Origin of the sequence: Subtercola sp. PAMC28395 (assembly GCF_018889995.1) — a bacterium.
Taxonomy (GTDB): domain Bacteria; phylum Actinomycetota; class Actinomycetes; order Actinomycetales; family Microbacteriaceae; genus Subtercola.
Window position 1 is genome coordinate 1,971,721 of record NZ_CP076547.1, and the last position, 21,552, is coordinate 1,993,272.

General features: G+C 63.6%; 21 protein-coding genes, 1 tRNA gene and 1 pseudogene. 13 read left to right on the forward strand and 10 right to left on the reverse strand.

Features of this window, described 5'->3' with window-relative positions:
• Positions 1-266: 266 nt before the first annotated feature.
• A complete protein-coding gene (locus tag KPL76_RS09115; protein ID WP_216332523.1) occupies positions 267-3,131 on the forward strand; it encodes an Rne/Rng family ribonuclease in 2,865 nt (954 codons plus the stop codon).
• Positions 3,132-3,231: 100 nt separating this feature from the next.
• On the opposite strand, the gene KPL76_RS09120 is transcribed toward KPL76_RS09115, so the two are convergent.
• Both KPL76_RS09120 and KPL76_RS09125 read right to left on the reverse strand, forming a co-directional pair.
• A complete protein-coding gene (locus tag KPL76_RS09120; protein WP_216332526.1) occupies positions 3,232-3,510 on the reverse strand; it encodes a DUF4031 domain-containing protein in 279 nt (92 codons plus the stop codon).
• 8 nt (positions 3,511-3,518) lie between these two features.
• Complete coding sequence (locus tag KPL76_RS09125; RefSeq protein ID WP_216332534.1) at positions 3,519-5,405, reverse strand: hypothetical protein; 1,887 nt, start codon at positions 5,403-5,405, stop codon at positions 3,519-3,521.
• A gap of 281 nt (positions 5,406-5,686) precedes the next feature.
• On the opposite strand from KPL76_RS09125, the gene rplU reads away from it, so the two are divergent.
• The 11 genes from rplU (at position 5,687) to KPL76_RS09180 (ending at position 13,641) form a co-directional block, all read left to right on the forward strand.
• Positions 5,687-5,995, forward strand: coding sequence for a 50S ribosomal protein L21 (rplU, locus tag KPL76_RS09130; protein WP_205109696.1), 309 nt, complete (start codon positions 5,687-5,689; stop codon positions 5,993-5,995).
• Positions 5,996-6,010: 15 nt separating this feature from the next.
• Positions 6,011-6,325: a 50S ribosomal protein L27 gene (gene rpmA / locus KPL76_RS09135; protein WP_216332536.1), complete on the forward strand. Its 315-nt coding sequence runs from the start codon at positions 6,011-6,013 to the stop codon at positions 6,323-6,325.
• Between the two features lie 123 nt (positions 6,326-6,448).
• Positions 6,449-8,077, forward strand: a complete 1,629-nt coding sequence (gene obgE / locus KPL76_RS09140) for a GTPase ObgE (RefSeq protein ID WP_216332538.1) — start codon at positions 6,449-6,451, stop codon at positions 8,075-8,077.
• Positions 8,074-8,868 carry a glutamate 5-kinase gene (proB, locus tag KPL76_RS09145; protein WP_216332540.1) on the forward strand — a complete coding sequence of 265 codons (795 nt, stop codon included), beginning with the start codon at positions 8,074-8,076 and terminating at the stop codon, positions 8,866-8,868. Before obgE ends, proB begins: the two co-directional genes overlap by 4 nt.
• 40 nt (positions 8,869-8,908) lie before the next feature.
• Positions 8,909-10,177: a glutamate-5-semialdehyde dehydrogenase gene (locus tag KPL76_RS09150; RefSeq protein WP_216332549.1), complete on the forward strand. Its 1,269-nt coding sequence runs from the start codon at positions 8,909-8,911 to the stop codon at positions 10,175-10,177.
• A 60-nt stretch (positions 10,178-10,237) separates the two neighbouring features.
• Complete coding sequence (locus tag KPL76_RS09155; protein WP_205109685.1) at positions 10,238-10,462, forward strand: hypothetical protein; 225 nt, start codon at positions 10,238-10,240, stop codon at positions 10,460-10,462.
• Positions 10,463-10,516: 54 nt separating this feature from the next.
• Positions 10,517-11,128 carry a nicotinate-nucleotide adenylyltransferase gene (gene nadD, locus KPL76_RS09160; RefSeq protein ID WP_216336285.1) on the forward strand — a complete coding sequence of 204 codons (612 nt, stop codon included), beginning with the start codon at positions 10,517-10,519 and terminating at the stop codon, positions 11,126-11,128.
• On the forward strand, positions 11,125-12,474 hold the full coding sequence (locus tag KPL76_RS09165) for a hypothetical protein (protein WP_216332551.1): 1,350 nt from the start codon (positions 11,125-11,127) through the stop codon (positions 12,472-12,474). The genes nadD and KPL76_RS09165 overlap by 4 nt, the downstream gene beginning before the upstream one ends.
• Before the next feature lie 21 nt (positions 12,475-12,495).
• On the forward strand, positions 12,496-12,861 hold the full coding sequence (gene rsfS / locus KPL76_RS09170; RefSeq protein ID WP_216332553.1) for a ribosome silencing factor: 366 nt from the start codon (positions 12,496-12,498) through the stop codon (positions 12,859-12,861).
• A 127-nt stretch (positions 12,862-12,988) separates the two neighbouring features.
• Positions 12,989-13,064 (forward strand) — tRNA-Ala (locus KPL76_RS09175).
• A gap of 208 nt (positions 13,065-13,272) precedes the next feature.
• Positions 13,273-13,641, forward strand: coding sequence for a hypothetical protein (locus KPL76_RS09180; protein WP_216332555.1), 369 nt, complete (start codon positions 13,273-13,275; stop codon positions 13,639-13,641).
• A 114-nt stretch (positions 13,642-13,755) separates the two neighbouring features.
• Here KPL76_RS09180 and KPL76_RS14985 read toward each other — a convergent pair.
• The 8 genes and pseudogenes from KPL76_RS14985 to KPL76_RS09230 form a co-directional block, all read right to left on the reverse strand.
• Positions 13,756-14,925: pseudogene (locus KPL76_RS14985) on the reverse strand (recombinase family protein); the annotation flags it as partial.
• Positions 14,909-15,340: a hypothetical protein gene (locus KPL76_RS09200; protein WP_216332559.1), complete on the reverse strand. Its 432-nt coding sequence runs from the start codon at positions 15,338-15,340 to the stop codon at positions 14,909-14,911. The gene KPL76_RS09200 and the pseudogene KPL76_RS14985, both read right to left, overlap by 17 nt.
• Complete coding sequence (locus KPL76_RS09205; RefSeq protein ID WP_216332561.1) at positions 15,330-16,145, reverse strand: replication-relaxation family protein; 816 nt, start codon at positions 16,143-16,145, stop codon at positions 15,330-15,332. Before KPL76_RS09205 ends, KPL76_RS09200 begins: the two co-directional genes overlap by 11 nt.
• Positions 16,146-16,302: 157 nt before the next feature.
• Positions 16,303-18,441, reverse strand: a complete 2,139-nt coding sequence (locus tag KPL76_RS09210) for a type IV secretory system conjugative DNA transfer family protein (RefSeq protein ID WP_216332563.1) — start codon at positions 18,439-18,441, stop codon at positions 16,303-16,305.
• A gap of 212 nt (positions 18,442-18,653) precedes the next feature.
• Positions 18,654-18,854 carry a hypothetical protein gene (locus KPL76_RS09215; protein ID WP_216332565.1) on the reverse strand — a complete coding sequence of 67 codons (201 nt, stop codon included), beginning with the start codon at positions 18,852-18,854 and terminating at the stop codon, positions 18,654-18,656.
• 12 nt (positions 18,855-18,866) lie between these two features.
• Positions 18,867-19,514: an MT-A70 family methyltransferase gene (locus KPL76_RS09220; protein WP_216332567.1), complete on the reverse strand. Its 648-nt coding sequence runs from the start codon at positions 19,512-19,514 to the stop codon at positions 18,867-18,869.
• Positions 19,515-19,743: 229 nt separating this feature from the next.
• Positions 19,744-20,031: a hypothetical protein gene (locus tag KPL76_RS09225; protein ID WP_216332569.1), complete on the reverse strand. Its 288-nt coding sequence runs from the start codon at positions 20,029-20,031 to the stop codon at positions 19,744-19,746.
• Positions 20,031-20,336 (reverse strand): hypothetical protein, encoded by a 306-nt coding sequence (locus KPL76_RS09230; protein ID WP_216332571.1) that lies wholly within the window; start codon positions 20,334-20,336, stop codon positions 20,031-20,033. Before KPL76_RS09230 ends, KPL76_RS09225 begins: the two co-directional genes overlap by 1 nt.
• A gap of 131 nt (positions 20,337-20,467) precedes the next feature.
• Between KPL76_RS09230 and KPL76_RS09235 the strand changes: the two genes are divergently transcribed.
• Positions 20,468-21,439 (forward strand): hypothetical protein, encoded by a 972-nt coding sequence (locus KPL76_RS09235; protein ID WP_216332573.1) that lies wholly within the window; start codon positions 20,468-20,470, stop codon positions 21,437-21,439.
• Positions 21,440-21,552: the final 113 nt, after the last annotated feature.

Sequence of the window (21,552 nt, forward strand, 5' to 3'; positions counted from 1 at the left end):
CCGCGCTCGGGTCGGCAGCACAGAAGGCTTATCGAGCCGGTCGACTGAGCAGTAGCGCACCCGAAGCGCACAGCGAACGTCAGCCGTCCCGAACAACTTGTAGACGAATATGCGACACGTACAACGGCCAGAGCTCATGAGCCGGCCGTGAAGACGACAGTCGTGAACGTCAAGAATTTGCGGCTCCGGAGAAATCCGGGGTTAGCACGAGAGAGTACCCCGGTAGGTGGCGCGGTCGCCTTGCCAGGGCTAGGAGTGCACCAGTAATGGTGGAAGACCATATCGACAGTGAGAACAACCCGCCCGTGAAACGGCGTTCGCGCCTTTTCGGCGGGCGCAAAGCGCGCAAAGAGGCTGAGTCTCTTGCCGCTGCAGAAGAACAACTGCGAGCCGACAGGCTCGCCGACTCCCAGCGTGACGAACGCCGGCCCACCCCCGCGTTGCCTGCAGAGACCTCTGCTGCCGCATCGGGCCCGGCTTCGTCGACCGCGACGAATGTGAAGGTTTCCGTGTCAGAAAACGAATCCAACGAGCCGTGGCTCGAACCAGACCTCAACCAGGCCCCCGCGGCACCGCCCGCGACGACACCCCGACCGACGACGTCGCTGCTGTTCCAGGCCCCCGACATCCAGCCGCTTCCGCCGAGGGCTCCCCAGTACCGGGGCGATGACGACGATTTCGACGACAGTGACGACGATCGTGACGATCGCGGCGATGACCGGTCGAACCGCAGCGCAGACACGACCGTTCGCCGGCGAACCCGGCGCCGAAGCGGCGATGAGAGCCGACTGCCAGACGACCTGCCGCCGAACACCGTGGTCAAGGTGCGCCCACCGCGCCAGGCGCAGGCCCCTGAGCTCATCACCGAGCCGCAACGCATCAAGGGTTCGACCAGGCTCGAGGCGAAGAAGCAGCGCCGTCGCGACGGGCGCGACGCCGGCCGCCGCCGCCCTGTCATCACCGAGGCGGAGTTCCTCGCACGCCGTGAGGCCGTCGACCGTTCGATGGTCGTCCGCTCGAGCCAGGATCGTATCCAGATCGGCGTTCTCGAAGATGGGGTGCTTGTCGAGCACTACGTGGCGAAGTCGGCAGAAGCATCGTTGATCGGCAACGTGTACCTCGGCCGCGTGCAGAACGTGCTCCCCAGCATGGAGGCCGCATTCGTCGACATCGGTCGCGGGCGCAATGCCGTGCTGTACTCCGGCGAGGTCGACTGGGATGCCGCTGACACCGGCAACCAGCCCCGGCGGATCGAGCTTGCGCTCAAACCCGGCGACACCGTTCTGGTGCAGGTCACCAAAGACCCCGTCGGTCACAAGGGTGCCCGTCTCACCAGCCAGGTCTCGCTTCCCGGCCGCTACCTCGTGTACGTGCCCAACGGCAACATGAACGGCATCAGCCGCAAGCTGCCCGACACCGAGCGTGCGCGACTGAAGAAGATCCTCAAAGAGGTTCTGCCCGAGAACGTCGGCGTCATCGTGCGCACGGCGGCAGAGGGTGCAACCGAAGAGCAACTCACGCTTGACGTGAACCGGCTGATCAGCCAGTGGGCGGCCATCAGCGACAACGTGAAGGCCCTCCAGGCTCCCGCGCTGTTGCACAGCGAGCCCGACCTGCTCATCAAGATCATCCGGGATGTCTTCAACGAAGACTTCCACAAGCTCGTGATCAGTGGCTCGGATGCCCGGCTCACCATTGAGACGTACCTCTCGCAGGTGGCGCCCGACCTCGTCGACCGCATCGAGATCTTCGAGGGCACAAACGACCCCTTCGACCAGTTCCGCATCAGCGAGCAGATCGAGAAGGCTCTCGACCGCAAGGTCTGGCTACCATCAGGTGGCTCGCTCGTGATCGACCGCACTGAGGCCATGACGGTGGTCGATGTCAACACGGGCAAGTTCGTCGGCTCGGGCGGCAACCTCGAAGAGACCGTCACCAAGAACAACCTCGAGGCAGCAGACGAGATCGTTCGCCAGCTGCGCCTGCGTGACATCGGCGGCATCATCGTGGTCGACTTCATCGACATGGTGCTCGAGACCAACCGCGACCTCGTGCTCAGGAGACTTGTCGAGTGCCTCAGCCGTGACCGCACCAAGCACCAGGTCGCCGAGGTGACCTCACTGGGTCTCGTGCAGATGACCCGCAAGAAGCTCGGCCTCGGTCTTCTCGAATCATTCAGCGAACCGTGTGAGGTGTGCGCCGGTCGCGGCGTGATCATCAACCACGACGCTGCCAAGCACAAGGGCCAGACCCCCCAGCCCGAGCGCCGGACGCGCAGTAAGGGCGGCTCGCAGAACTCGAACGGCAATGGCTCGAACAACAACGGCTCCAACGGTTCGCAGAACGGCGGGTCGAACGGCAACGGGTCGGGCAGCTCGAACGGTTCGCACTCGAATGGCGTCACGCACAGCATCACGCCGGCCGCGCAGTCGGCGCTCGCCAAGATCGCCGCGAGCACGATCGCCGGTGCGAACGTCACCAAGGCCGATCAGTCGAGCGCAGCCGCAGCGACGGCGGCAGCGTCGAGCCCCGAGGCGCAGGAGGCTCTCGCGGGCCTGGTTGCCGCCATCGAGGAGACGATTGCCGCGTCGCCCGAATCCGAGCAGTCTGCGGGGGCGGTAGTGACCGCACCGGCCGCATCCGGCTCCGGTGCGGGTTCGGCCTCGTTGGGCGAAGCGGATGCAGATGAAGGCCCCAGGGCCGAACCATCGCAGCGCTCACGCCGCAACTCGCGCCGTTCGCGCAGCCAACGTGCCGCGGCAAACGCCGAAGCACGAGCCGAAGCCTCCGGTGGTCGTTCTGACGCTGGTGACGGTGCTGCCGAAGCCCAAGCCGAGGCCCCGGTCGACGCAGAAGGTCCGCTGACGACAGAAGCCACTGAACGGGCGAGCGAGGGTATGCCGGTCTCGGCTAACGAAGCCGCGACCGCGGAATCACCTCGCGTCGACCTGCCGATCCTCGATATTCCGGTCTCAGCACCTGTCGTTCAGAACCGCAAGCGTGAAGACGCCGACAAGTTGCTCGGTTCTGTTCTCGACGCGCTGCCCGAGCCCAAGCAACCCGGGCAGGGCCGCTCGCGCAACCGTCGTGTCTCGACAGCTGCCCTGAGCGCTCCAGTAGAGAAGCCGTAACGCACAGAGTGCAACGGGAGGAGCTGTGCCACTGTGGCCAGCGCTCATGCCTGGGATCGGCCCAGCTCCTGCCGTTGTGCCCGGTGGATGAGTGACGCAGCTAGCTCTTCTTGGCCGGGCGGTCTCGTGCGGCGACGCGCAGGCCGCTCGACCGCAATGCCTCGACGATCTCGCGCATTGAGGCCGGCACGGCGCCGGCGGCGATGGCATCGTCGTAACGCTCTGACGGCAGGTCGTAGTGGTCGAGGTCGAAGCCGCGCCTCGGCACCCCGAGACGAGCTGCGAAGTGATGCAGCTCGTCGAGAGAGGTGTCGCTGACCACGTGTGACCACAGCGTGTTGTGCGCGGGCCAGCGGGGAAGATCGATGAACACAGTCACCGGGGGATCTACCGTTTCAGCGCCCACAGGGTGACAGTGGCCGTCGCATCGCCCGTCGTGTACTCCTTGGAGTCGACCTTCGTGAGATCCGCGGCGTATTCTGTGCCCCAGTCGACAGGCGTGCACGCACTGTCGGTCAGCAACCACTGAACGTCTGCCGCGCGTGTGGATGCGAGATCGAGAATGCCTGTGTCTTTCTCAGCGGCAACCTGATGCACCTCTGCATACAGGGCCGGCCACGCCATTCCGGCATTGAAGCTCGCGATCGGGCCGCCGTCAGACGAGATCTTGAGCAGCAGTTGATCGACGCAATTGTCGGTGCTGATCAGACCATGGCCGGTCTTGGGAACCTCGGCGGCGAGCTCTCCCAGAGCGTTCAGCCGCGGCGTGTTGAGATTGATGAGCGAGTGGAAGACGGTGTCTTTGTTGAACGCCCGAAAGTCTGCTGAAGAGATGAAGATGACGACCCCGCAGACAACAACGCTGGTCAGCGCAAGCACCGTCGCGACCGTCGACTGGGGGGCCCCGCGGCGAGGGAAGAAGCCTCGCCGGGTCAGAAGGGGCCGAGCCCCGAGGTAGTCGATGGCAACCATTGCCCCGACAGGAAGGGTCGTGAACGCCACAATGCAGAACATGTCGAGCCAGAACCTGTACGGTTCCTGGTTCGCTCCCCACACGTCATTCGTCGCCGTCAGGGCCCAGGCCACGATCGCCCCGATCGCAAAGGCGAGCCACAGGGGCTTTTTTCGGTGGATTCCTGCAGCCATGATGGCCAATAGCGGCAGAAGAATCGGCAGCGCAGCGACGATTCCGCGCCAATCGACCCCCAGGTCTTTGGACGAGGAGACCCGGTAGACCAGGAAGGGATCTTTCGAGAGCAGACCGAAGACCGTGCCGATCACTTGCGGGGACGCTGCGACAACGAGCGCGACCAGGGGCAGAATGGCATCGAGTTTGACACGCAGCACGAGTAGGACGATGCCTGGCAGTGCCGGTGCAAGGCCGAAAGCGAGTGCCGCGAGCGGCCCCAACCGCCCCGCCACCAGGGGGCCGAGCAGGAACACTGCGGCGACGAGCACCAGCGAGAGAATGATCATCCATCGGCGTCTCGCTGTGACCAGCGCGTAGGTGGCGACGACGAAGATGGCCAGATAGACACAGACCAGGAAGCCGTAGGTCTGAACGTTGGCGGCGAGCCCGATGCATATAGCGCCGACGCTGTAGAGCACCCGGCGTTTCCACACGGAGTCGACTCTGACGAACGTCGACAGAATGACCAACATGCCGATGGAACCGAGGGAAAGCGCTGCCGTCTCTCCGTTGAGTGTGAAGAACACCCCGAAGGCCCCCCAGAGAACGGCGTGGGAGCTCAGGTTCGTGAACCAATTGCCGTCTTGCAGGTACACCGCGAACGTACCCAGGAGGAACGGCAGGGGAGCGAGGATGGGCATCCACCAGCGCCGCGTGAGTACGTACAGAGTCGTTGCAATCGCGGCGATCAGGACGACCTGCACGGCCAGACCGCCCAGCGACCACGCCTGCAACGGATTGATGCCGGTGACGCGTGAGATGGTGCCGATCACGTAGTAGTAGAGGTGCGGGTAGTTGTTTGTGCCGGTGTTGGTGAACGGTTCGACGTTGGCGAGGCGGCCGTCAGCGGCATTCGTCACCATCGACATGTATGACAGTTGGTCGCCGGCGAAGTACGACCGGAACGAGCTCCAGGCGAAGTCGGTGCGTTGCAGGAGGTTGCTCCACTGCAGCCCGACGTGGAGCACAACCGCCCCGACGATGGTGGCGACTGCCAGGGCCGGTCGCACAAAACGCAGGGGTCGCGCGGCTATCATTTCGGAGTCGTCGACGCCGGCAGCATCGATGGTATCGGTCTGAGTCACGGGAAGCTGGCTCCTCTTGATGCTGTTGCGGGCCGGCGCAGGCCGAGCGCCTTATGGCCGAACAGCATCCTACTTGGCTTCGGAGTATTATCGAGTCAGGTCGAAACTACGGCGCGTTTGACCCGGGTGCCACCGTGAAGTAAAGTAGACCGTTGGTGCGCGCACGGCTTTGCCCGCGCATCCGACTCCAGATTTTTACCCCCGGGTTTGCAGAAGGTTTCTGCGTGCGGTTGTACGCAGAAGCGTGTGGCTTCAGCCCTTTGAGAGAATAGGTACGTGAAGTGGTTTACGCAGTTGTGCGCGCCGGTGGTCGGCAAGAGAAGGTAGAGGTTGGCACGATCGTCACCCTCGACCGCATCAAGGCCGACAAAGACGGCAACATCCAGCTGGCAGCGGTGTTGCTGGTCGACGGTGAGAAGATCACGTCAGACTCGAAATCGCTGGCCAAGATCACGGTCACCGCAGAGGTCCTCGAAGACCTCCGTGGACCGAAGATCGTCATCCAGAAGTTCAAGAACAAGACCGGATACAAGAAGCGCCAGGGCCACCGCTCTGAGCTGACTCGTGTCAAGGTCACCACGATCAAGTAAGGCTGGGTAGAACAAATGGCACACAAAAAGGGCGCGAGTTCCACTCGCAACGGTCGTGACTCCAACGCACAGCGCCTCGGCGTGAAGCGCTTCGGCGGTCAGGTCGTCTCCGCAGGCGAGATCATCGTTCGCCAGCGTGGCACCCACTTCCACCCCGGCGTGAACGTCGGCCGTGGCGGCGACGACACGCTGTTCGCTCTGGCTGCAGGCTCTGTCGAGTTCGGCCAGAAGGGTGGCCGCAAGGTCATCAACATCGTCGCCTCGGCTAAGGCCGAAGCGCAAAACATCGTCGTTCCGGTTGCGGCTGAGGCCGCCTTGGTGTCTGCCTAGTCAGGTACCTCTTGTTGTGAGAAGGGGCGGGCTTCGGCCTGCCCCTTCTTTCGTTTCACCGGCCTTGTATCTGTTGAGTCACGGCCTTGTGTTTTTTCGTTCAACCCTTCGTTAGGAGAGCAAATGGCAACGTTTGTTGACCAGGTAACCCTCCATCTGCGCGCCGGCAACGGCGGCAACGGCTGCGTGTCGATCAAGCGCGAGAAGTTCAAGCCGCTCGCAGGCCCCGACGGCGGAAACGGTGGCAACGGTGGCGACATCGTTCTCGTGAGCGACCCGCAGACCACGACGATTCTCGAGTACCACCGCAGGCCCCATCGCGTGAGTGAGAACGGCGGACCGGGTATGGGCGACCACCGCAGCGGTTTCTCCAGCGAAGACCTCATTCTGCCGGTACCGGTGGGCACCGTTGTGAAAGACGAGGAGGGCAACACTCTCGTCGACATGGACGAGCCGGGCATCCGTATCGTCGTGGCGCCCGGAGGCCAGGGCGGCCTCGGCAACGCGGCACTCTCGTCGAGCAAACGCAAGGCTCCCGGGTTCGCGCTGCTGGGCACCCCCGGCTGGGAAGGCGACGTCTTCCTCGAGCTCAAGACAGTGGCCGACGTGGCCCTGGTGGGGTACCCCTCAGCCGGCAAGTCGAGCCTCGTCGCGGCGATGTCGGCAGCGAAGCCGAAGATCGCGGACTACCCGTTCACGACACTGCACCCCAACCTCGGCGTCGTGCAGGCAGGCGAGGTGCGGTACACCGTTGCAGACGTGCCCGGGCTCATCGAAGGCGCCAGCGAGGGCAAGGGCCTCGGCCTTGAATTCCTGCGGCACGTCGAACGGTGCAGCGCATTGCTTCACGTGCTCGACTGCGCCACGCTCGAGCCCGATCGCGACCCGATCAGCGACCTCGACATCATTCTCGCCGAGCTCGCGGCCTACCCCGTGCCAGAGGGCCAGCTCCCACTGCTCGACCGCCCGCAGCTGATTGCGCTCAACAAGATCGACGTGCCAGAGGCGCGCGACCTGGCTGAGATGGTTCGCCCCGATCTCGAGGCTCGCGGTTACCGCGTGTTCGAGATCTCGACGGCCAGCCACGAGGGGCTTCCTGCGCTCTCGTTCGCTCTCGCTGAAGTCGTCACCAAGGCGCGCGCTGAAGCCCAGCTCGAACAGGCGAAGCCTCGCATCGTGATCAGGCCGAAGGCCGTCGACGACGCAGACTTCGTCGTCAAGGTCGAGGGTGGGTCGTTCGGCAACATCTACCGGGTGCTCGGCGGCAAACCCCAGCGCTGGGTCGCCCAGACCGACTTCACCAACGAAGAGGCCATCGGGTTCCTCGCCGACAGGCTCGCCAAGCTGGGCGTCGAAGACGAGTTGTTCCGCGCGGGTGCCGTAGGCGGCTCGACCGTCGTCATCGGCCCGGGCAACGGCATCGTGTTCGACTGGGAGCCGACTCTCACCTCGACGGCGGAGCTCGTCACCGCACCTCGCGGAACCGACCCGCGCCTCGACATCAACCCCCGCCGCACCAATCAGACCCGCCGTGAGCGCTACGTCGAGATGATGGACGCCAAGGCGGCCGCCCGTGCCGAACTCGTGCGCGAGAAAGAGGCCGGGTTGTGGGGCGACGAGGCCGACGGTCTCGGGGACTCCGAGTTCACCGAGGCGGACTTCGCAGCCGCTGCAGCAGGCGCCGGCGCTGCAGGCCCAGGTGATTCCGCCGGATCCGCTGGCGGGCACCCGACTGACGAGGATGAGGCGTGACACGGAGCTCCCTCTCGTCGCGTGACGGGATCGTCGCAGCCAGACGCGTCGTCGTGAAGGTCGGCTCCTCGTCGATCAGCGGCGAGAACGCCGGCCAGATCGGCCCTCTCGTCGCAGCCCTCGCCGCAGCGCACGGTCGTGGCACCGAGGTCATTCTCGTGTCGTCCGGTGCGATCGCCACCGGCATGCCCTACCTGCAACTGGATGCCCGGCCCACCGACCTCGCAACCCAGCAGGCTGCTGCGGCCGTCGGCCAGAACGTACTCATCTACCGCTACCAGGACAGCCTCGACCGCTTCGGCATCGTCGCGGGCCAGGTGCTTCTCACGGCAGGCGACCTTGAGAACCCGAGCCACCGCTCGAACGCCCAGCGTGCGATGGAGCGGCTTCTGGGCCTTCGGATCCTGCCCATCGTGAATGAGAACGACACCGTCGCCACGCACGAGATCCGTTTCGGCGACAACGACCGCCTGGCAGCCCTCGTGTCGATCCTGGTCAGGGCCGAGCTTCTGGTGCTGCTCTCTGACGTCGACGCCCTGTACACGAGGCCTCCCCACGAACCCGGCGCGGTGAAGATCGTCGATGTTCCGGTGGGTGACCTGCTCAGCGATGTGACGTTCGGCGACATCGGCGCGGCAGGCGTCGGCACCGGGGGAGCGGCCACGAAGGTCTCGGCGGCGCGCCTCGCGGCAGACGCAGGCACCGCCGTTCTGGTGACCAGTGCTTCGCTGGTGAATGAAGCGCTCGCCGGGCATCCGGTCGGTACGTTCTTCGTGCCCGCGCGCGCCTGAGAGCGCCCATCCACGAGCAGCCATTGGTTAGAATTCGGGTATGTCGCACACCACTCTCGACGCACCTTCTCTGACCGACAAACTCGTCGCCGCGCGCACCGCCTCGCTGACTCTCGCAACGGCGAACGCCGACCTCAAGAACCGCGCACTGCACGCCATCGCCGACGCCGTTGAAGGCGGGGCTGGCACGATTCTGCCGGCCAATGAGCTCGACCTGGCGAACGGCCGCGATACCGGCCTCTCGAAGGCACTCCAAGACCGGCTGGCGCTGACGGATGCCCGGCTCACCGCCCTCGCCGACGCCGTGCGCGAGATCACCACTCTGGTCGACCCGGTCGGTGAGAGCATCCGGGGCCGCGTGCTGCCCAACGGCGTTCGGATCGACCAGGTGCGTGTGCCCTTCGGCGTGGTGGGTGTGATCTACGAGGCCCGGCCCAACGTCACAGTCGACATCGCGGCTCTGGCGCTCAAGAGCGGTAACGCCGTGGTGCTGCGCGGCGGGTCTGCGGCCGAGAACACCAATGCGGTGCTGGTGTCGCTCATCCAGGAGGCACTTGCGAGCGTGGGGCTGCCCGCCGGGTCGGTGCAGACGATCGATGAATTCGGGCGGGATGGCGCGAGAGAACTCATGCAGGCCCGAGGCCTCGTTGACGTTCTCATCCCGCGGGGCAGCGCGTCGCTGATCAACACGGTCGTTGCCGAATCGAAGGTTCCCGTCATCGAGACGGGCGCCGGGGTCGTCCACGTGTTCCTCGACGAGAGCGCTGACGAGAGCTGGGCTGTCGATATCGTGCACAACGCCAAGGTGCAGCGCCCGAGCGTCTGCAACGCCCTCGAGACACTGCTGGTTCACCGCGGTGCTGCAGAGCGGCTGGTGCCGCCCGTACTGGCTCGCCTCCGGGCATCCGGAGTCGTCATCCATGCCGACGACGAGACGCGGGCGCTGTTTGCCGACGCGGTCGTCGCCACCGAAGAAGACTGGCAGACCGAGTACATGAGCCTCGACCTCGCGGTCAGGGTCGTCGGCGACATCGATGAAGCGATGGAGCATATCCGCCAGTACTCGACGCACCACACCGAGTCGATCATCACCAACGACCTCGGCAATGCCGAACGGTTCCTCAACGAGGTCGACTCTGCCGCTGTGATGGTGAATGCGTCGACGCGCTTCACCGACGGCGGAGAGTTCGGGTTCGGTGCGGAGGTCGGTATCTCCACCCAGAAGCTCCACGCGCGCGGGCCGATGGGGCTGCCAGAGCTGACGAGTACGAAATGGCTCGTACGGGGCAGCGGCCAGATCAGGCAGTGAGCAGGGCGCAGGCTGCCCAACCGCTAGTCTTGTATCGAACCGAGGATCTCAGGAGAACCCATGTCTGTTGTTGCAAATGCGATCGTGCTGGCTGAAGGCGTCGTCAACGAGCTGCCGATCCCAGCGTTCTTCTTCGGCCTGATCGCGTTCGTCATCTTCCTGGCCTCCGGTCTGGTCATGTGGAGCTACCGTGACGTCGCCAACCGCCACGCACACAAGGGCGAAGCCTTTGCGAAGACGCACGACCTGCACGGGCACGGCGACCGGACCGGTGCAGATCACTAAGGTCTGCCGAAGAGCCATGTCGCCGAGACGACGGGTCACCAGCGCATGACGGCAATGACGCCGGTGCTCGACGGGCAGCCGCGGCGGCCGCGGATCGGCATCATGGGCGGCACATTCGACCCGATCCACCACGGTCACCTCGTCGCCGCGAGTGAAGTGGCGCAGTTCTTCGACCTCGACACCGTGCTCTTCGTGCCAACGGGCCAGCCCTGGCAGAAGACCGATGTGACAGAGGCTGAGCACCGCTATCTCATGACGGTGATCGCCACAGCATCCAACCCGCGTTTCACCGTGAGCCGGGTCGACATCGATCGCGGCGGGCCCACCTACACGATCGATACACTGCGTGACCTGAAGGCCGCGAACCCCGATGCCGACCTGTTCTTCATCTCGGGGGCCGACGCCATTGCGCAGATTCTCGGCTGGAAAGACGCTGTCGAACTCTGGTCGCTCGCGCACTTCGTTGCGGTTTCGCGGCCGGGTCACACCCTCGCCATTTCCGCTTTGCCGCGCCAGGACGTAAGCTATTTGGAAGTTCCGGCGCTCGCGATTTCGTCAACCGACTGTCGTGGGCGGGTAGGCCGGGGATTCCCAGTGTGGTACTTGGTACCCGACGGTGTAGTTCAGTACATCACCAAGCATCACCTATATCGGAGTGTTGAATGACTGTGCCTCACGACGAGCAACCGCTGACCAGGCGGCAGCTCCGTGACCTCGAGCGTCAGAAGCCGCGTAAGCAGCAAAAAGAAGAAGCGAAGGCCGCCGAAGAGGCTGAGGCCCAGCGACGGGCTGAGGCTGCTGCCGAAGCCGACCGCGAACGACTGGCCTTCGAAGAAGAAGCTGCCCGTGCCGTGATCGCAGCGCCGGCTGTGCGCGAAGCTGCTGAAGACGCACCTGAGGTCGAACCGGTCGTCGACGCTGAGCCTGCTGACGTTCAGCCTGCTGCGTCAGCTGAAGAACCGCTGGCTGAACCCGACCCCGGTGCCGAGCCAGCCCCGGTCGACGTCGCAGGCGACTCCAGTGAGGTCGACGAGGGTGACGATGACGTGCAGCCCGGCGCGGCCCTTGCTGCAACGACCGCGATGCCCATTCTGAGCAGGCGCGCCCGCCGCGCACTCTCGGCCGATCATCCCTACGCGACTCCAGCCGCGGCTGCAGACAGCGAAACGGCACCAGAGACTGAAGCGGCGCCGGCAACGGGCCCGATCATCGCCGAACTCATCCACGAAGACGAGCATGCGTCAGACGGGGTCGACACCAGCACGTTCGGCGTGGGCAACATCTGGGCCGACCGCAGCGCGACGGCGGCATCAGGCGTAGAAGAAGCTCCCGGCTCGGAGAACGTCGACGTCGTCGAGGTCGTAGAACCCGTCGTCGAAGAGTTGCTGGTCATCGACGAGGCCGTGGCTCCTGAACTCGCGGCCGCCGAAGAAGACGAACTCGCCGAGATCGACGACACGCCGAGCCCCGACGCCGTTCACATCATCACCATCGATGAGAGCCCCGAGGCGCCGATCCTGGCTCCGCTGTTCCAGACTCCGGTCGAGCGCGAAGTCGTTCGCACTGACTTGGCTCCAGCATCCTTCGACGATCTGATCGGCGCCCGCGGTGTCGGTTCATCGAACAGCGTGTTGAGCACCAGCGCGCTCGTTCTCCCCTCGGTGCCGAACCACGGCGACGTGGGAACAGCGCTCGATGAGACCGGCGAAGTCATCATCACGGGTTCGATCGACCTGCCCATGAGCCTCGGCTCGACGGGTGCTGCACCGGCCGACGGCCTCGAATCAGCCGAACTCGACGCATTTCTCGACCATGACAGCGAAATCGGTTCCGATGTCGCTCCGGTGAGCGCAACACGCGCCATCAGTACTCATGGGTCCAGTTCCGGACTGGTCGCCCCGCCCAAGAGAAGCCGGGTCAACGCACCCGTCATTCTCGCGGTGACGGCCGGTGTGCTTGCAATCGGGGTCATCGGCCTCCTGCTCGCTGCCTTTGTTTTTCACATCTTCTAACCGTTTGGTAACCCACACTTCGTGACTGCAACACCTCGTTCCCTAGAACTCACCCAGATCGCCGCAGCGGCGGCCGACGCAAAGCAGGCCGAGAACATCGTCGCGCTCGACGTCTCCGGCCCCCTGCCCCTGACCGACGTCTTCCTGCTCGCCTCCGGTCGCAACGAACCCCAGGTTCGAGCCATCGCCGAAGAGGTCATCGACAAGCTCCTCGAACACGGCGTGAAGCTCCTGCGCCGCGAGGGCCTCTCTGAGGGCCGTTGGGTGCTGCTCGACTTCGGCGACGTCGTCGTGCACGTCTTCCACGACGAAGACCGCATGTACTACTCGCTCGAGCGCCTCTGGAAGGACTGCCCGGTCGTTCCGCTCACCATCTCGGTGGGCTGACAGCCAGGTCCGGATGCTCTGGGCTGCCGTCCCCACGGCAGTCAGCCAGAGCGCCTCGTGGTTTCGCGGCGGCGCCCGGCATGTAGTAGTCTGAGCAAGTTGTTTCGAGCGAATAGTTCGAAATTTCGGGGCTGTGGCGCAGTTGGTAGCGCACCTGCATGGCATGCAGGGGGTCAGGGGTTCGAATCCCCTCAGCTCCACCAGAATGCTCTTACTCGAACCCTCGACAAGAGCAATGAGATTATTGGACAGTATGTCCAGAAAGAGCCCGCCGGTTCCGGCGGGCTCTTTTGTTTGCCCGGTGTTCTCGGGGTGGGCTGCGTTCTGTGATTGGCGGGCTTCCCGCACGAGGGTTCGTGTTTCGGCGCTGTAGATGACGTCGAATGGCGTTGCGTAGGTCGCATCGACGTGATGTTGTTCGTCGCTGTCGACTGTGACGAGGAGTTTGTCGAAGAGCAGCTGGTTGAGCATTCGGCGGACATGCTCGGGTGCTTGCCGGTAGGTGTTTCCTGCGTGCTGGGCAATATCGAGTGCGATGCGCACGAGTTCGTCGGCTTCGGTGAGGTCGGCGTTGAGCGTGCTGAGGCTCCGGGTTGTGGAGGCGAGTTCGGTGTCGAGGCGTTTCTGTTCGGTGCGGAGCATGTCGATGTTGATGGCGTCGTTGTAGTGCGCTTCGAGGAGTTTGCGCTGGCGGCGTTCGATGGTCTGCTTGGTCGCTTCGAGCTGTTCCCTCTCGGCGTCGGTGTCAGCGCGCAGTGTCTTCAATCCGTGGCGGAGTAATTGTTCGAGATCGTTCCTGAAATCAGGGGCGAGGCTGACGCGGTCGTAAAGATTTTGGATGAGCTCTTCGACGTGGTCGATCTGGATGGAGCGGAGGGTGCAGTCGGTGCGTTTGGAGTGCCTGCCGAGGCAGGAGTAGTACGGGTACGTTTCGCCGTGCCTGTTCTTGACCACTTGCACCACCATTCGGAAGCCGCAGTGCCCGCAGTAGAGACTCGATTTCAGGTAGTGATCATGCTTGATCGACCGTTCCCCGTTGATCTTCTCCTTCAGAATCGTCTGAACCTTCTCGAAGGTTTCTTTATCGATGATCGGCGTGTGGCTGCCGGGGTACTCGATGCCCTTGAATGTGGTGATGCCGGTGTAGTACGCGTTGGTGAGTATCGAGTGGACGTGGCGGATCTCGACGGGCTTCTCGGCCAGTCGTGGTGTCGGGACTGTGGTGAGGCCGCGGCGGACGAGTTCGGCAGTAACGGTGCGGACGGAGTGCTGACCCGTTGCGTAGGCGTTGAACGCCCAGGTGATCAGTGGCGAGCGGTGCTCGTCGATGGCGACGGTGCGGTTCTCTCGACCGTTCTCGAGTACGCGGGTGTTGAGGTAGCCGATGGGTGCCCGGCTGACGGAGCCGCCGTTCTTCACTTTCTCGTTCATTCCTTTGATGACCTCGTTGGCGAGGTTTCGGGAGTAGAACTCAGCGATCGATGACATGATCCCGTGCAGCAGCATTCCGCCCGGTGTTTGGTCGATGTTCTCGCTGGTTGAGATGAGGCGGATGTCGTACTCGTTGAACCGTTGGTTCAAGCTGACGTCGTCGGCGCGGTTGCGGGCGAGGCGGTCGAGCTTGTGGACGATGACGTAGTCGACGCTGCTCTGCTCGTCTTCGAGGTAGCGCAGCATTTCTTGCAGGGCGGGCCGATTCGTGGACGTGCCGGAGACGCCGCGTTCGACGAATTCTTTGACGACCATCGCGCCGATGCTTTGGGCCTTCTTCTTGTTCGCGTCTCGCTGTGCAGGGATGGAGAACCCTTCCTCTCTTCCGCCTCGCTCGGCCTGCTCACGGGTGGACACCCGCAGATACGACACGGCGCGCTTGGGGGTAAATGACTGCGTCTGCGCTGCGAACGGGTCGACGACGGTTGGCGGGCTGGAGGTGGGTGGAATTGTGGGCATGATCCCATTGATGCTCTCTTGCCCAGAAGAGTCCAGTGCGAAATCGTCTGGCTCGGCGGCGTTGTCCATAGTCGGCGACTCTCCGTCGGGGTGGGCGTTATTTGACGAAGACATGGGTCTCGCCGTCTCGTTCGTGAAACTCGAAGTCGTTGCGGATGTGATCGAGGAATGCGCGCCGGTCGAAGACGAGGATGTTGTTCGGGATTGCCCACTCGCGTAGCGCGTGGTCGCGGGCGTCGCCCCAGCCGAGGCTGTCGATGAAGTCATCGACGAATTGCTCGACTTTCTCGAAGGATGCCCAGTGCAGGTTGTTGAAGTCGGCTTCCATATCCGTGATCGATTCGATGCCGTTCCAGATGTGTTCGAGGTAGACGTCGAATGCCGCACCGTGCTCCGTGCGGAGGCATTCGAGGAGTCGTGCTTCCTGCCGTGATTCGGGCTGTGGCGGGGCTCGCAGCTCCGGGGTGGGCGGCGATGTTGTTCTGTTTTCGTCGTCACTGTCTGGGTAATTAATGTGTTCATTTTCCATGGGGTTGTTCTCCTTTTCTGGTGTAGTTGTTCTGAGGTGTGAGAGGCGGCCCGTCACGGATGATGTCGGGGAGGTCGGTCAGCGTGAGTACGTGGAACATGCTCGCGGGCAGTTCCGCCGTGCTGATGTGCTGTCGCAGTTGTTCGCGTCGTTTCTCGGTGGGGACGATCCACAACACCGCCGGGAACACGCCGTGCGCCTTCTGCTCTGCGCCGGTGCGCCTGTACTGCACGTATTGCCAGCAGGTAGCGATGACACGGGCAGGGTTCTCGGTGGCGCGGTCAACTTCCACGAAGTAGCTGTCGGTGTACGTGCTGGCTCCTACGATCAGGTGCAGGTCGGGTCGGAGTGTGAGCGTCTGTCCGTGGGGGCCGAGGTAGCCCCTCCAGCAGGCGGGCTCGGTGTGTACCGTGAGGCCCGCCCCGGGGATCGTCCTGACCGTCTCGACGGCGACGATGCGTGACTCGGCGATCGCGAGGAGGTGTTCGAGGAACGTGGTCGAGATCAGTTGCGGTCGCTGCCTTCCCCCGCCCTGCTCGGTGATGGCCCGGTGGCCACTGGTTGTCAGCGCCCAGATCGTCGGGGCGGAACCACCCTGCCAGCCTCCAACACGTCGCTCGAGGTGAAGCAGCAGCCCTCGGTTTTCCAGTGTTGTCAGATGCCTGGTGGTTTGTCGGACCGCGGAACGTCTGCTGCCGTACTCACCTGCTGTCAGGCGTGCCAGCTGGTCTGTCGTTGCGAATCGAAGCTCAAGGAGCAACTGCAGCAACGTCCGATGGGCGGGATAGTTCAACGCCATGGTCATGGGCGTGCACCTGTCGGAGATAGCTGGCTGGGGTGATCCCAAGGGATGGGGTCAGTCACGTCCGGTATCCACTGCTGTTCGGCCACACACCGGGCCACGGCGGTGACGTTCAGTCGAGCGATTCGTCTGTCGATTCGTCTCTTGTTCTGGCTGCCACTCATCGTGGTGTTCTCCCGATGGGGCCGTCGTCCGGGTCGGTGTAGTCGGGTGTGGTTGGGGCGATGAGCGCGCGAATCTGCTGCTCTGTCTCTGCTGCGGGCACGCCGTAGCGTTCGTGGCTGGCAGCATAGATCGCGGCTGGGTCGCCGGTTGCGGGTGGTGGTGGCGAGGTGGCGATGGACATCCATCCGGTGCTTTGTCCGTGCTGCATGACGTTGGCGTACGCGTGGTACTTCGGCAGCAGCAGGAAGTCCTGAGTGTCGAGGCCGGGCGTGTGCTTCGCGATTGTGGAGGCGTCTGTGCCACCGAGACCGAAGTAGATTTTGCTGCGCGTGTTCGTTTCTATGGCTGCTTGCATGGCCGGGCTGAACTGCTTCAGATACTGGTTAGCGAGCGTGAACGCCGCTCCCAGCGAACGGGCTTGCGCGAGTGCATCGGATAAGTCGCCAGGCAGGCCCGCGATGAAGTCGGCGGCCTCATCGATGTAGATGCTGACGATGTGGCGGTGTGTCAGTCCGTCACGTTGCCGGGCAAGGATTCTCGTCCAGAGCTGCCCGATCAGGAGCGTGCCGAGTAGCCGGGCGGCGTCAGCGCCGAGGAGGCCTTTGTTGAGGTTCACGATGATGATGCGCCGATTCGTGAACAGATCGGTGAGATCGAAGGTCGGTTCGGATTGACCGAGCACCGCACGCAGACCTGGCCTGAGGATGAGCTGGCGAAGCTTATTGAGAACGGGTCCGATCTCTTCCGCTTGTTGCGCCGGGGTTTTCTGGTCGTACTGCGCCCAGAACCCACCGAGCCCGATCGGGTCGTCAATGCCTGCCAGGATCTTCCGCCGGAACGCGGGGTTCGTCAAAAGCGGCGGTATCCAGAGGAGATTTGCGCCGTCTACTTGGGCGAGGGTGTTGAACACGGCGGTGTAGATGTCGGCGGAGCGGATTCCCCAGTGCTTGGAGAACACCGACTCGAATGTTGCCAGCAACGTGTCGGCCGTGACCGAAGCGTGGCTGAGTGTGCCGCGGAGAGGGTTGAATCCCACTGGGGCAGCGTTGGTCGGGTCGATGACGACAATGTCGTGTTCGCGGTTTTTCGGCACGTGAGCGAGGACACGGTCGGCCAGGTCGCCCTTGGGGTCGAGGACGAGTACTCCCCGCCCGGCGTGTATGTCGGCAGTGATGAGGTTCAGCATGACAGTGGACTTCGCCGACCCTGTCGGGCCGAGCAGATGCGTGTGGAATGCGGCGTCGCGGATGGAGATGCCGACCTTTTCATTGTGCCCGGGCGCGCTGGCTGTTCCGATCACCCGGTCGGTGTGCAGCAGAGCGATCGGTGGTGGCAACTGCCTCGGGTGAATGCCGCCAAGAAGCGGTAGTGGCGGCTCTCCGATGGGCCAGCCGGTGAAACTCAAGATCTGGCCGCTGGTGAGCACCAGCGGCCACCGCCACGGAAGTGCACCCTGGTTGAGATGAACGGGACTGCCAGTGACGGCACGGATGCGGGAACCAGAAGTTTCCAACACTCGAAGGGCTCCGACGATGTCGCCGACCATCTGGCGGGCACGGGCAGTGTCGACGCCGCTGGCTCCGATGCGCACGCTCATCGAGAACCCGTGCTGCTCATCTCGATGCTTACGTATTGATGCTGGAGTGGGCTTCGACGGAGGGATCGCGAGAACCTTCAGCCACGCGTGAAGGGGTTCACGCGGCCGCACCGGCGGCGTGTGCCGTCTGCCTAGGAGGAGTTGCAGCACGACCTCCTCGCCATCACGAAGTCGCGACAGTGCGCCGTATAGGCCCCGGATGCTTGCGGTGATCCTTGCCGGGTCGAGACTGAGATCCGTCCCGCTGACTCGGAGCTCCGCTGTATGCCCCACCGGTTTCCGAACACGGCGCGGCATGTGTGCTCGAATGGCGAGGTGCGCAGCCAAGACGGTGATGGTGTTCTCGATACGCGCGGGGCGTGCGGCGATCAGCCACCGCAGGCCCGCCTTCGTCGCACGGGTCTCAAGTACGACGGGTCCGAGAGCACCCGAGGCTGCGACCTGCTCGAGCGCGTTTCGGACCTGGTCGGGGGTGAGCGTGTCAGGCCAGGTCAGCTCGCGCCACTCCCACTCCTCGCGGTTATTCGTGATCATCATGCCCACCACCTTTCTGCCCGGCAGTGCCCTCGGCCGGGTTCTGCTGATTCTTATGAGGCATACGGTCCTGTTCGTCAAGATGCATTGCTAGCAACAACAACGTGCGCGCGAAAGCCTCCCGGTCGAGCTCCTTCGCCCAGACAGGAGTGAGGCGGTGTCGGCCCGAAGCGCGACTTACGTTCCGTTTCATTGGGCACCCCCTTTCTGCGTCGTCAGAGCCAGGTGTTCCGGCGTCGCCACCACCACACGGTGACCCAGATCACGGCGATGACAACGGCGGCGATCGCGAGGATCCACCAGACCGCCTTCAGAAGCTCGATGGTGAGAACCAAGAGGATGACGCCGCCGAAGATGAGGAGGCAGGTTTTCCAGAATCTCTCCGCGAGCGATCGCGGCCCGCTGTTGTCCGGCATGCTTCACACCCCTCACGCCTGTGTCTCGTGTACCGTCGCCGGTGCGTGTGCGGGGATGTTGTCGGCGGGCACGGGGTAGCCCCATTTCGCGAGCGACACAGTCGCGTCGCATTCATTGCCCCAGATATCCCAGTGCTTGCTTGATGGAGCAGAGCGCCTTGCAAACAATTCCAGGAACGGCCCGTCTCCGCCGACCAGTCTTTCCGCGATCAGATGGGTTTCCTCGGGCTTACGACTGTGGGCTTGCAGGGCGTGCATGCCCCAGTTCGGTTGGCCTTTGAACGCGACCTTCGTCCCCTTGCCCCGCACCCCGAGCAGCAGCAGTTCGCCGGAGTTGCGGAAGGTGTTCCCCAGCATCAGGCGGGGTTTCGCCCAGAAGTAGAAGCTGGTGTACCGGAACCCCCAGGCCTCGAGAACCTTGATGCCCAGCGGCACGGTCGCAGTTGTGACCCAGAGGAAGCAGAACGAGTTCTCGGCCATGATTTCTTTCATGGCGTCGCCCATCCCGAGGATGCGTTCATCGGTCATAAGTTCGTAATGGTTGGCAGCGCCGAGGTCGCCTTTCTGCTGCAGCGACCACGGTGGATCACACAGCGCGGCACGGAAGGTGCCGGGCAGCGGCGTTCTATCTGGGTGATTGTGGTTGGTGTGGATACTCATACGGTGTTCTCCTTTCGGGAGGTGAAGAAATTTGTTGGCTGGCCCATCGGCATGGACGGCCCGGGGCGGTGTCAGCGACTATTACGCACCCCGGCCGCTGTTTCGCGAAGATGCCGCAGGAGCACTCCTCGAGCCGATCGGACACCGCGGTGACCGAGGCAGGGCCTCACCGGGGCGTGCACCGAGAGGCGTTGTTGTCGAATACGCAACACGCCCCGCTTTGGGAGAGCTACGAGCGGGGCTCGTCGTGGTGACCGGTAGTCAGGAACATCGCCCTCGTCAGTGCCTTGGATGCTTCGTCGCGGTCGGACGCAAGATCCTCCGCCAGCGACAAGATCGTCCGCCGCAACCGTTCTGACGTCGCATCTAGTTCCGCCTCAATTCGTGCGCGGCGGCGCTCCCGCCAGGCCTCGTATTCCGCCCACAGCACCTCGATGACGAACCAGGTCAAAAAAGCTGCAACGACCCCCAAGAGAATGATGCTGATTACTCCCGCGACCGCCTGAAGGACGTCCATCACAGGCCCCGACCGATGCGCTGACCGGCCCCGATCGCGTACCCGGCGATGATCGCTTCATAGAACTGCGCACCCGCCGGGGCAACCTTCATCTGCGCTTCGGCCTGCAGCACGAGCGTTGTCACGTTCGTGAGTGCCTGCGATGCCAGGAACGCGTACGCCTGCTCACGCACCGCCGCGATCTCCGTGTTGGCCGCGAGTGTTTCCACTTCCCGTTTGGTTTGACGGGCGAGGCCGCCGTTGATCTTCTGACCCTGCTGGGTCGTGTGCCCGCCGAACAGCGGCACCACTTGGTTATTGGACATGAGTTGGGTCCTTCCGGTTGAAGAGAAGTACCCCGGATTTCCGGGGTACTTCGACCATAAGAACCAGGCCGCGGTGTGCTTGAAACTCGGAATAAACTTGGAAACACTATGCAAGGCACAGGGGTCAAGTCATGAGGCTGGACGAGGACGACGTCGCGACCCTTCACCAGCAGTTGACCTGGTTGACGAAACGGGAGGGCTTCATTCAGCGCCGCCTCAGCCAGGTAGGGATCGTCGACGAAGTCCTCCGCGGCTCCCTGGAGGATAGTTTTGAACGCCTCCGGCACCGATTCGTCTCCGCCATCCACACTCTGCCGGTTGAGCAAGCCGACCTTCTACTCGATGTCTTCGCGCTCACTCCCGAGACCGAGAACATCACCGAGTTGATGACGCGACGAGAGTTTCATGGTGCGAAGCTTGGCCGCGGCGTCGACACGGTGCGGACACGAGAAGCCGCGGCACTAAAGGCACTCCATTCCCGGCTCGTAACCGGCCGCTACGCCCAGGCACCATTGGTCCTCGACGTACCCGAGATGCACGGCGGCCTCATCTACGAAGAAACCAGCACTCTCATCGTCGTTGAAGACCGGCGCTGGCAGGCCACCTACGAGCACTACACGTTCGTCAACATGGCGGGCGAGCTCGACTACGTCACCATCGGCAGGTCCTACCCCGGAACCGTGACACCCAGCAGCACAGGCGCATTCAAGGTCAACAGCCGCGACGTAGACGGCGCGGGATGGAACGACCACTTCTGGCACCTCAACACTGACCGCACCGCAGTAGAGCCGATGCAAGACCAAGAACGGTTCGACTTGCGCTTTCGCATCACCCCGCCAGAGGACGGTAGCGAGCCGACGCCAATGACGCTCGGAAGCCGGGCACTTCATCACAGGTCACTCCTGTTCACCCTCCGCATCGGATTCGTCGGCGAACACCCTTGCAGCATCTGGAAATTCGAGGGAGCCAGTCCCTACGCCCGTCCGCACACCGCCAACGAATACAACCGCGTCCAACTCGACACCAAGAGCACCGCCACGATGACTCTTCGGGATGTCCACGGCGGACTGTTCAACGGCTTCGCCTGGAACTGGGACGCCTGATCGCAGTTTCGAGGTCTTCTCGAAAACACCTGATCATGCGATAATTAAGCCAGATTGCAGTCCCTGGTCGAAGCACCTCATGCTCCCGACTGCATCACCATCAAGGGCTCACG

Coding starts and splice junctions, on each gene's coding strand:
- KPL76_RS09150 (WP_216332549.1), top strand. CDS start 8,909: ATGTCGCACACCACTCTCGACGCACCTTCTCTGACCGACAAACTCGTC.
- KPL76_RS09235 (WP_216332573.1), top strand. CDS start 20,468: ATGAGGCTGGACGAGGACGACGTCGCGACCCTTCACCAGCAGTTGACC.
- KPL76_RS09200 (WP_216332559.1), bottom strand. CDS start 15,340: ATGGAAAATGAACACATTAATTACCCAGACAGTGACGACGAAAACAGA.
- KPL76_RS09230 (WP_216332571.1), bottom strand. CDS start 20,336: ATGTCCAATAACCAAGTGGTGCCGCTGTTCGGCGGGCACACGACCCAG.
- obgE (WP_216332538.1), top strand. CDS start 6,449: ATGGCAACGTTTGTTGACCAGGTAACCCTCCATCTGCGCGCCGGCAAC.
- KPL76_RS09115 (WP_216332523.1), top strand. CDS start 267: ATGGTGGAAGACCATATCGACAGTGAGAACAACCCGCCCGTGAAACGG.
- rpmA (WP_216332536.1), top strand. CDS start 6,011: ATGGCACACAAAAAGGGCGCGAGTTCCACTCGCAACGGTCGTGACTCC.
- KPL76_RS09220 (WP_216332567.1), bottom strand. CDS start 19,514: ATGAGTATCCACACCAACCACAATCACCCAGATAGAACGCCGCTGCCC.
- KPL76_RS09225 (WP_216332569.1), bottom strand. CDS start 20,031: ATGGACGTCCTTCAGGCGGTCGCGGGAGTAATCAGCATCATTCTCTTG.
- KPL76_RS09210 (WP_216332563.1), bottom strand. CDS start 18,441: ATGATGATCACGAATAACCGCGAGGAGTGGGAGTGGCGCGAGCTGACC.
- KPL76_RS09165 (WP_216332551.1), top strand. CDS start 11,125: ATGACTGTGCCTCACGACGAGCAACCGCTGACCAGGCGGCAGCTCCGT.
- KPL76_RS09180 (WP_216332555.1), top strand. CDS start 13,273: ATGTTGTTCGTCGCTGTCGACTGTGACGAGGAGTTTGTCGAAGAGCAG.
- KPL76_RS09205 (WP_216332561.1), bottom strand. CDS start 16,145: ATGACCATGGCGTTGAACTATCCCGCCCATCGGACGTTGCTGCAGTTG.
- nadD (WP_216336285.1), top strand. CDS start 10,517: ATGACGCCGGTGCTCGACGGGCAGCCGCGGCGGCCGCGGATCGGCATC.
- KPL76_RS09155 (WP_205109685.1), top strand. CDS start 10,238: ATGTCTGTTGTTGCAAATGCGATCGTGCTGGCTGAAGGCGTCGTCAAC.
- KPL76_RS09215 (WP_216332565.1), bottom strand. CDS start 18,854: ATGCCGGACAACAGCGGGCCGCGATCGCTCGCGGAGAGATTCTGGAAA.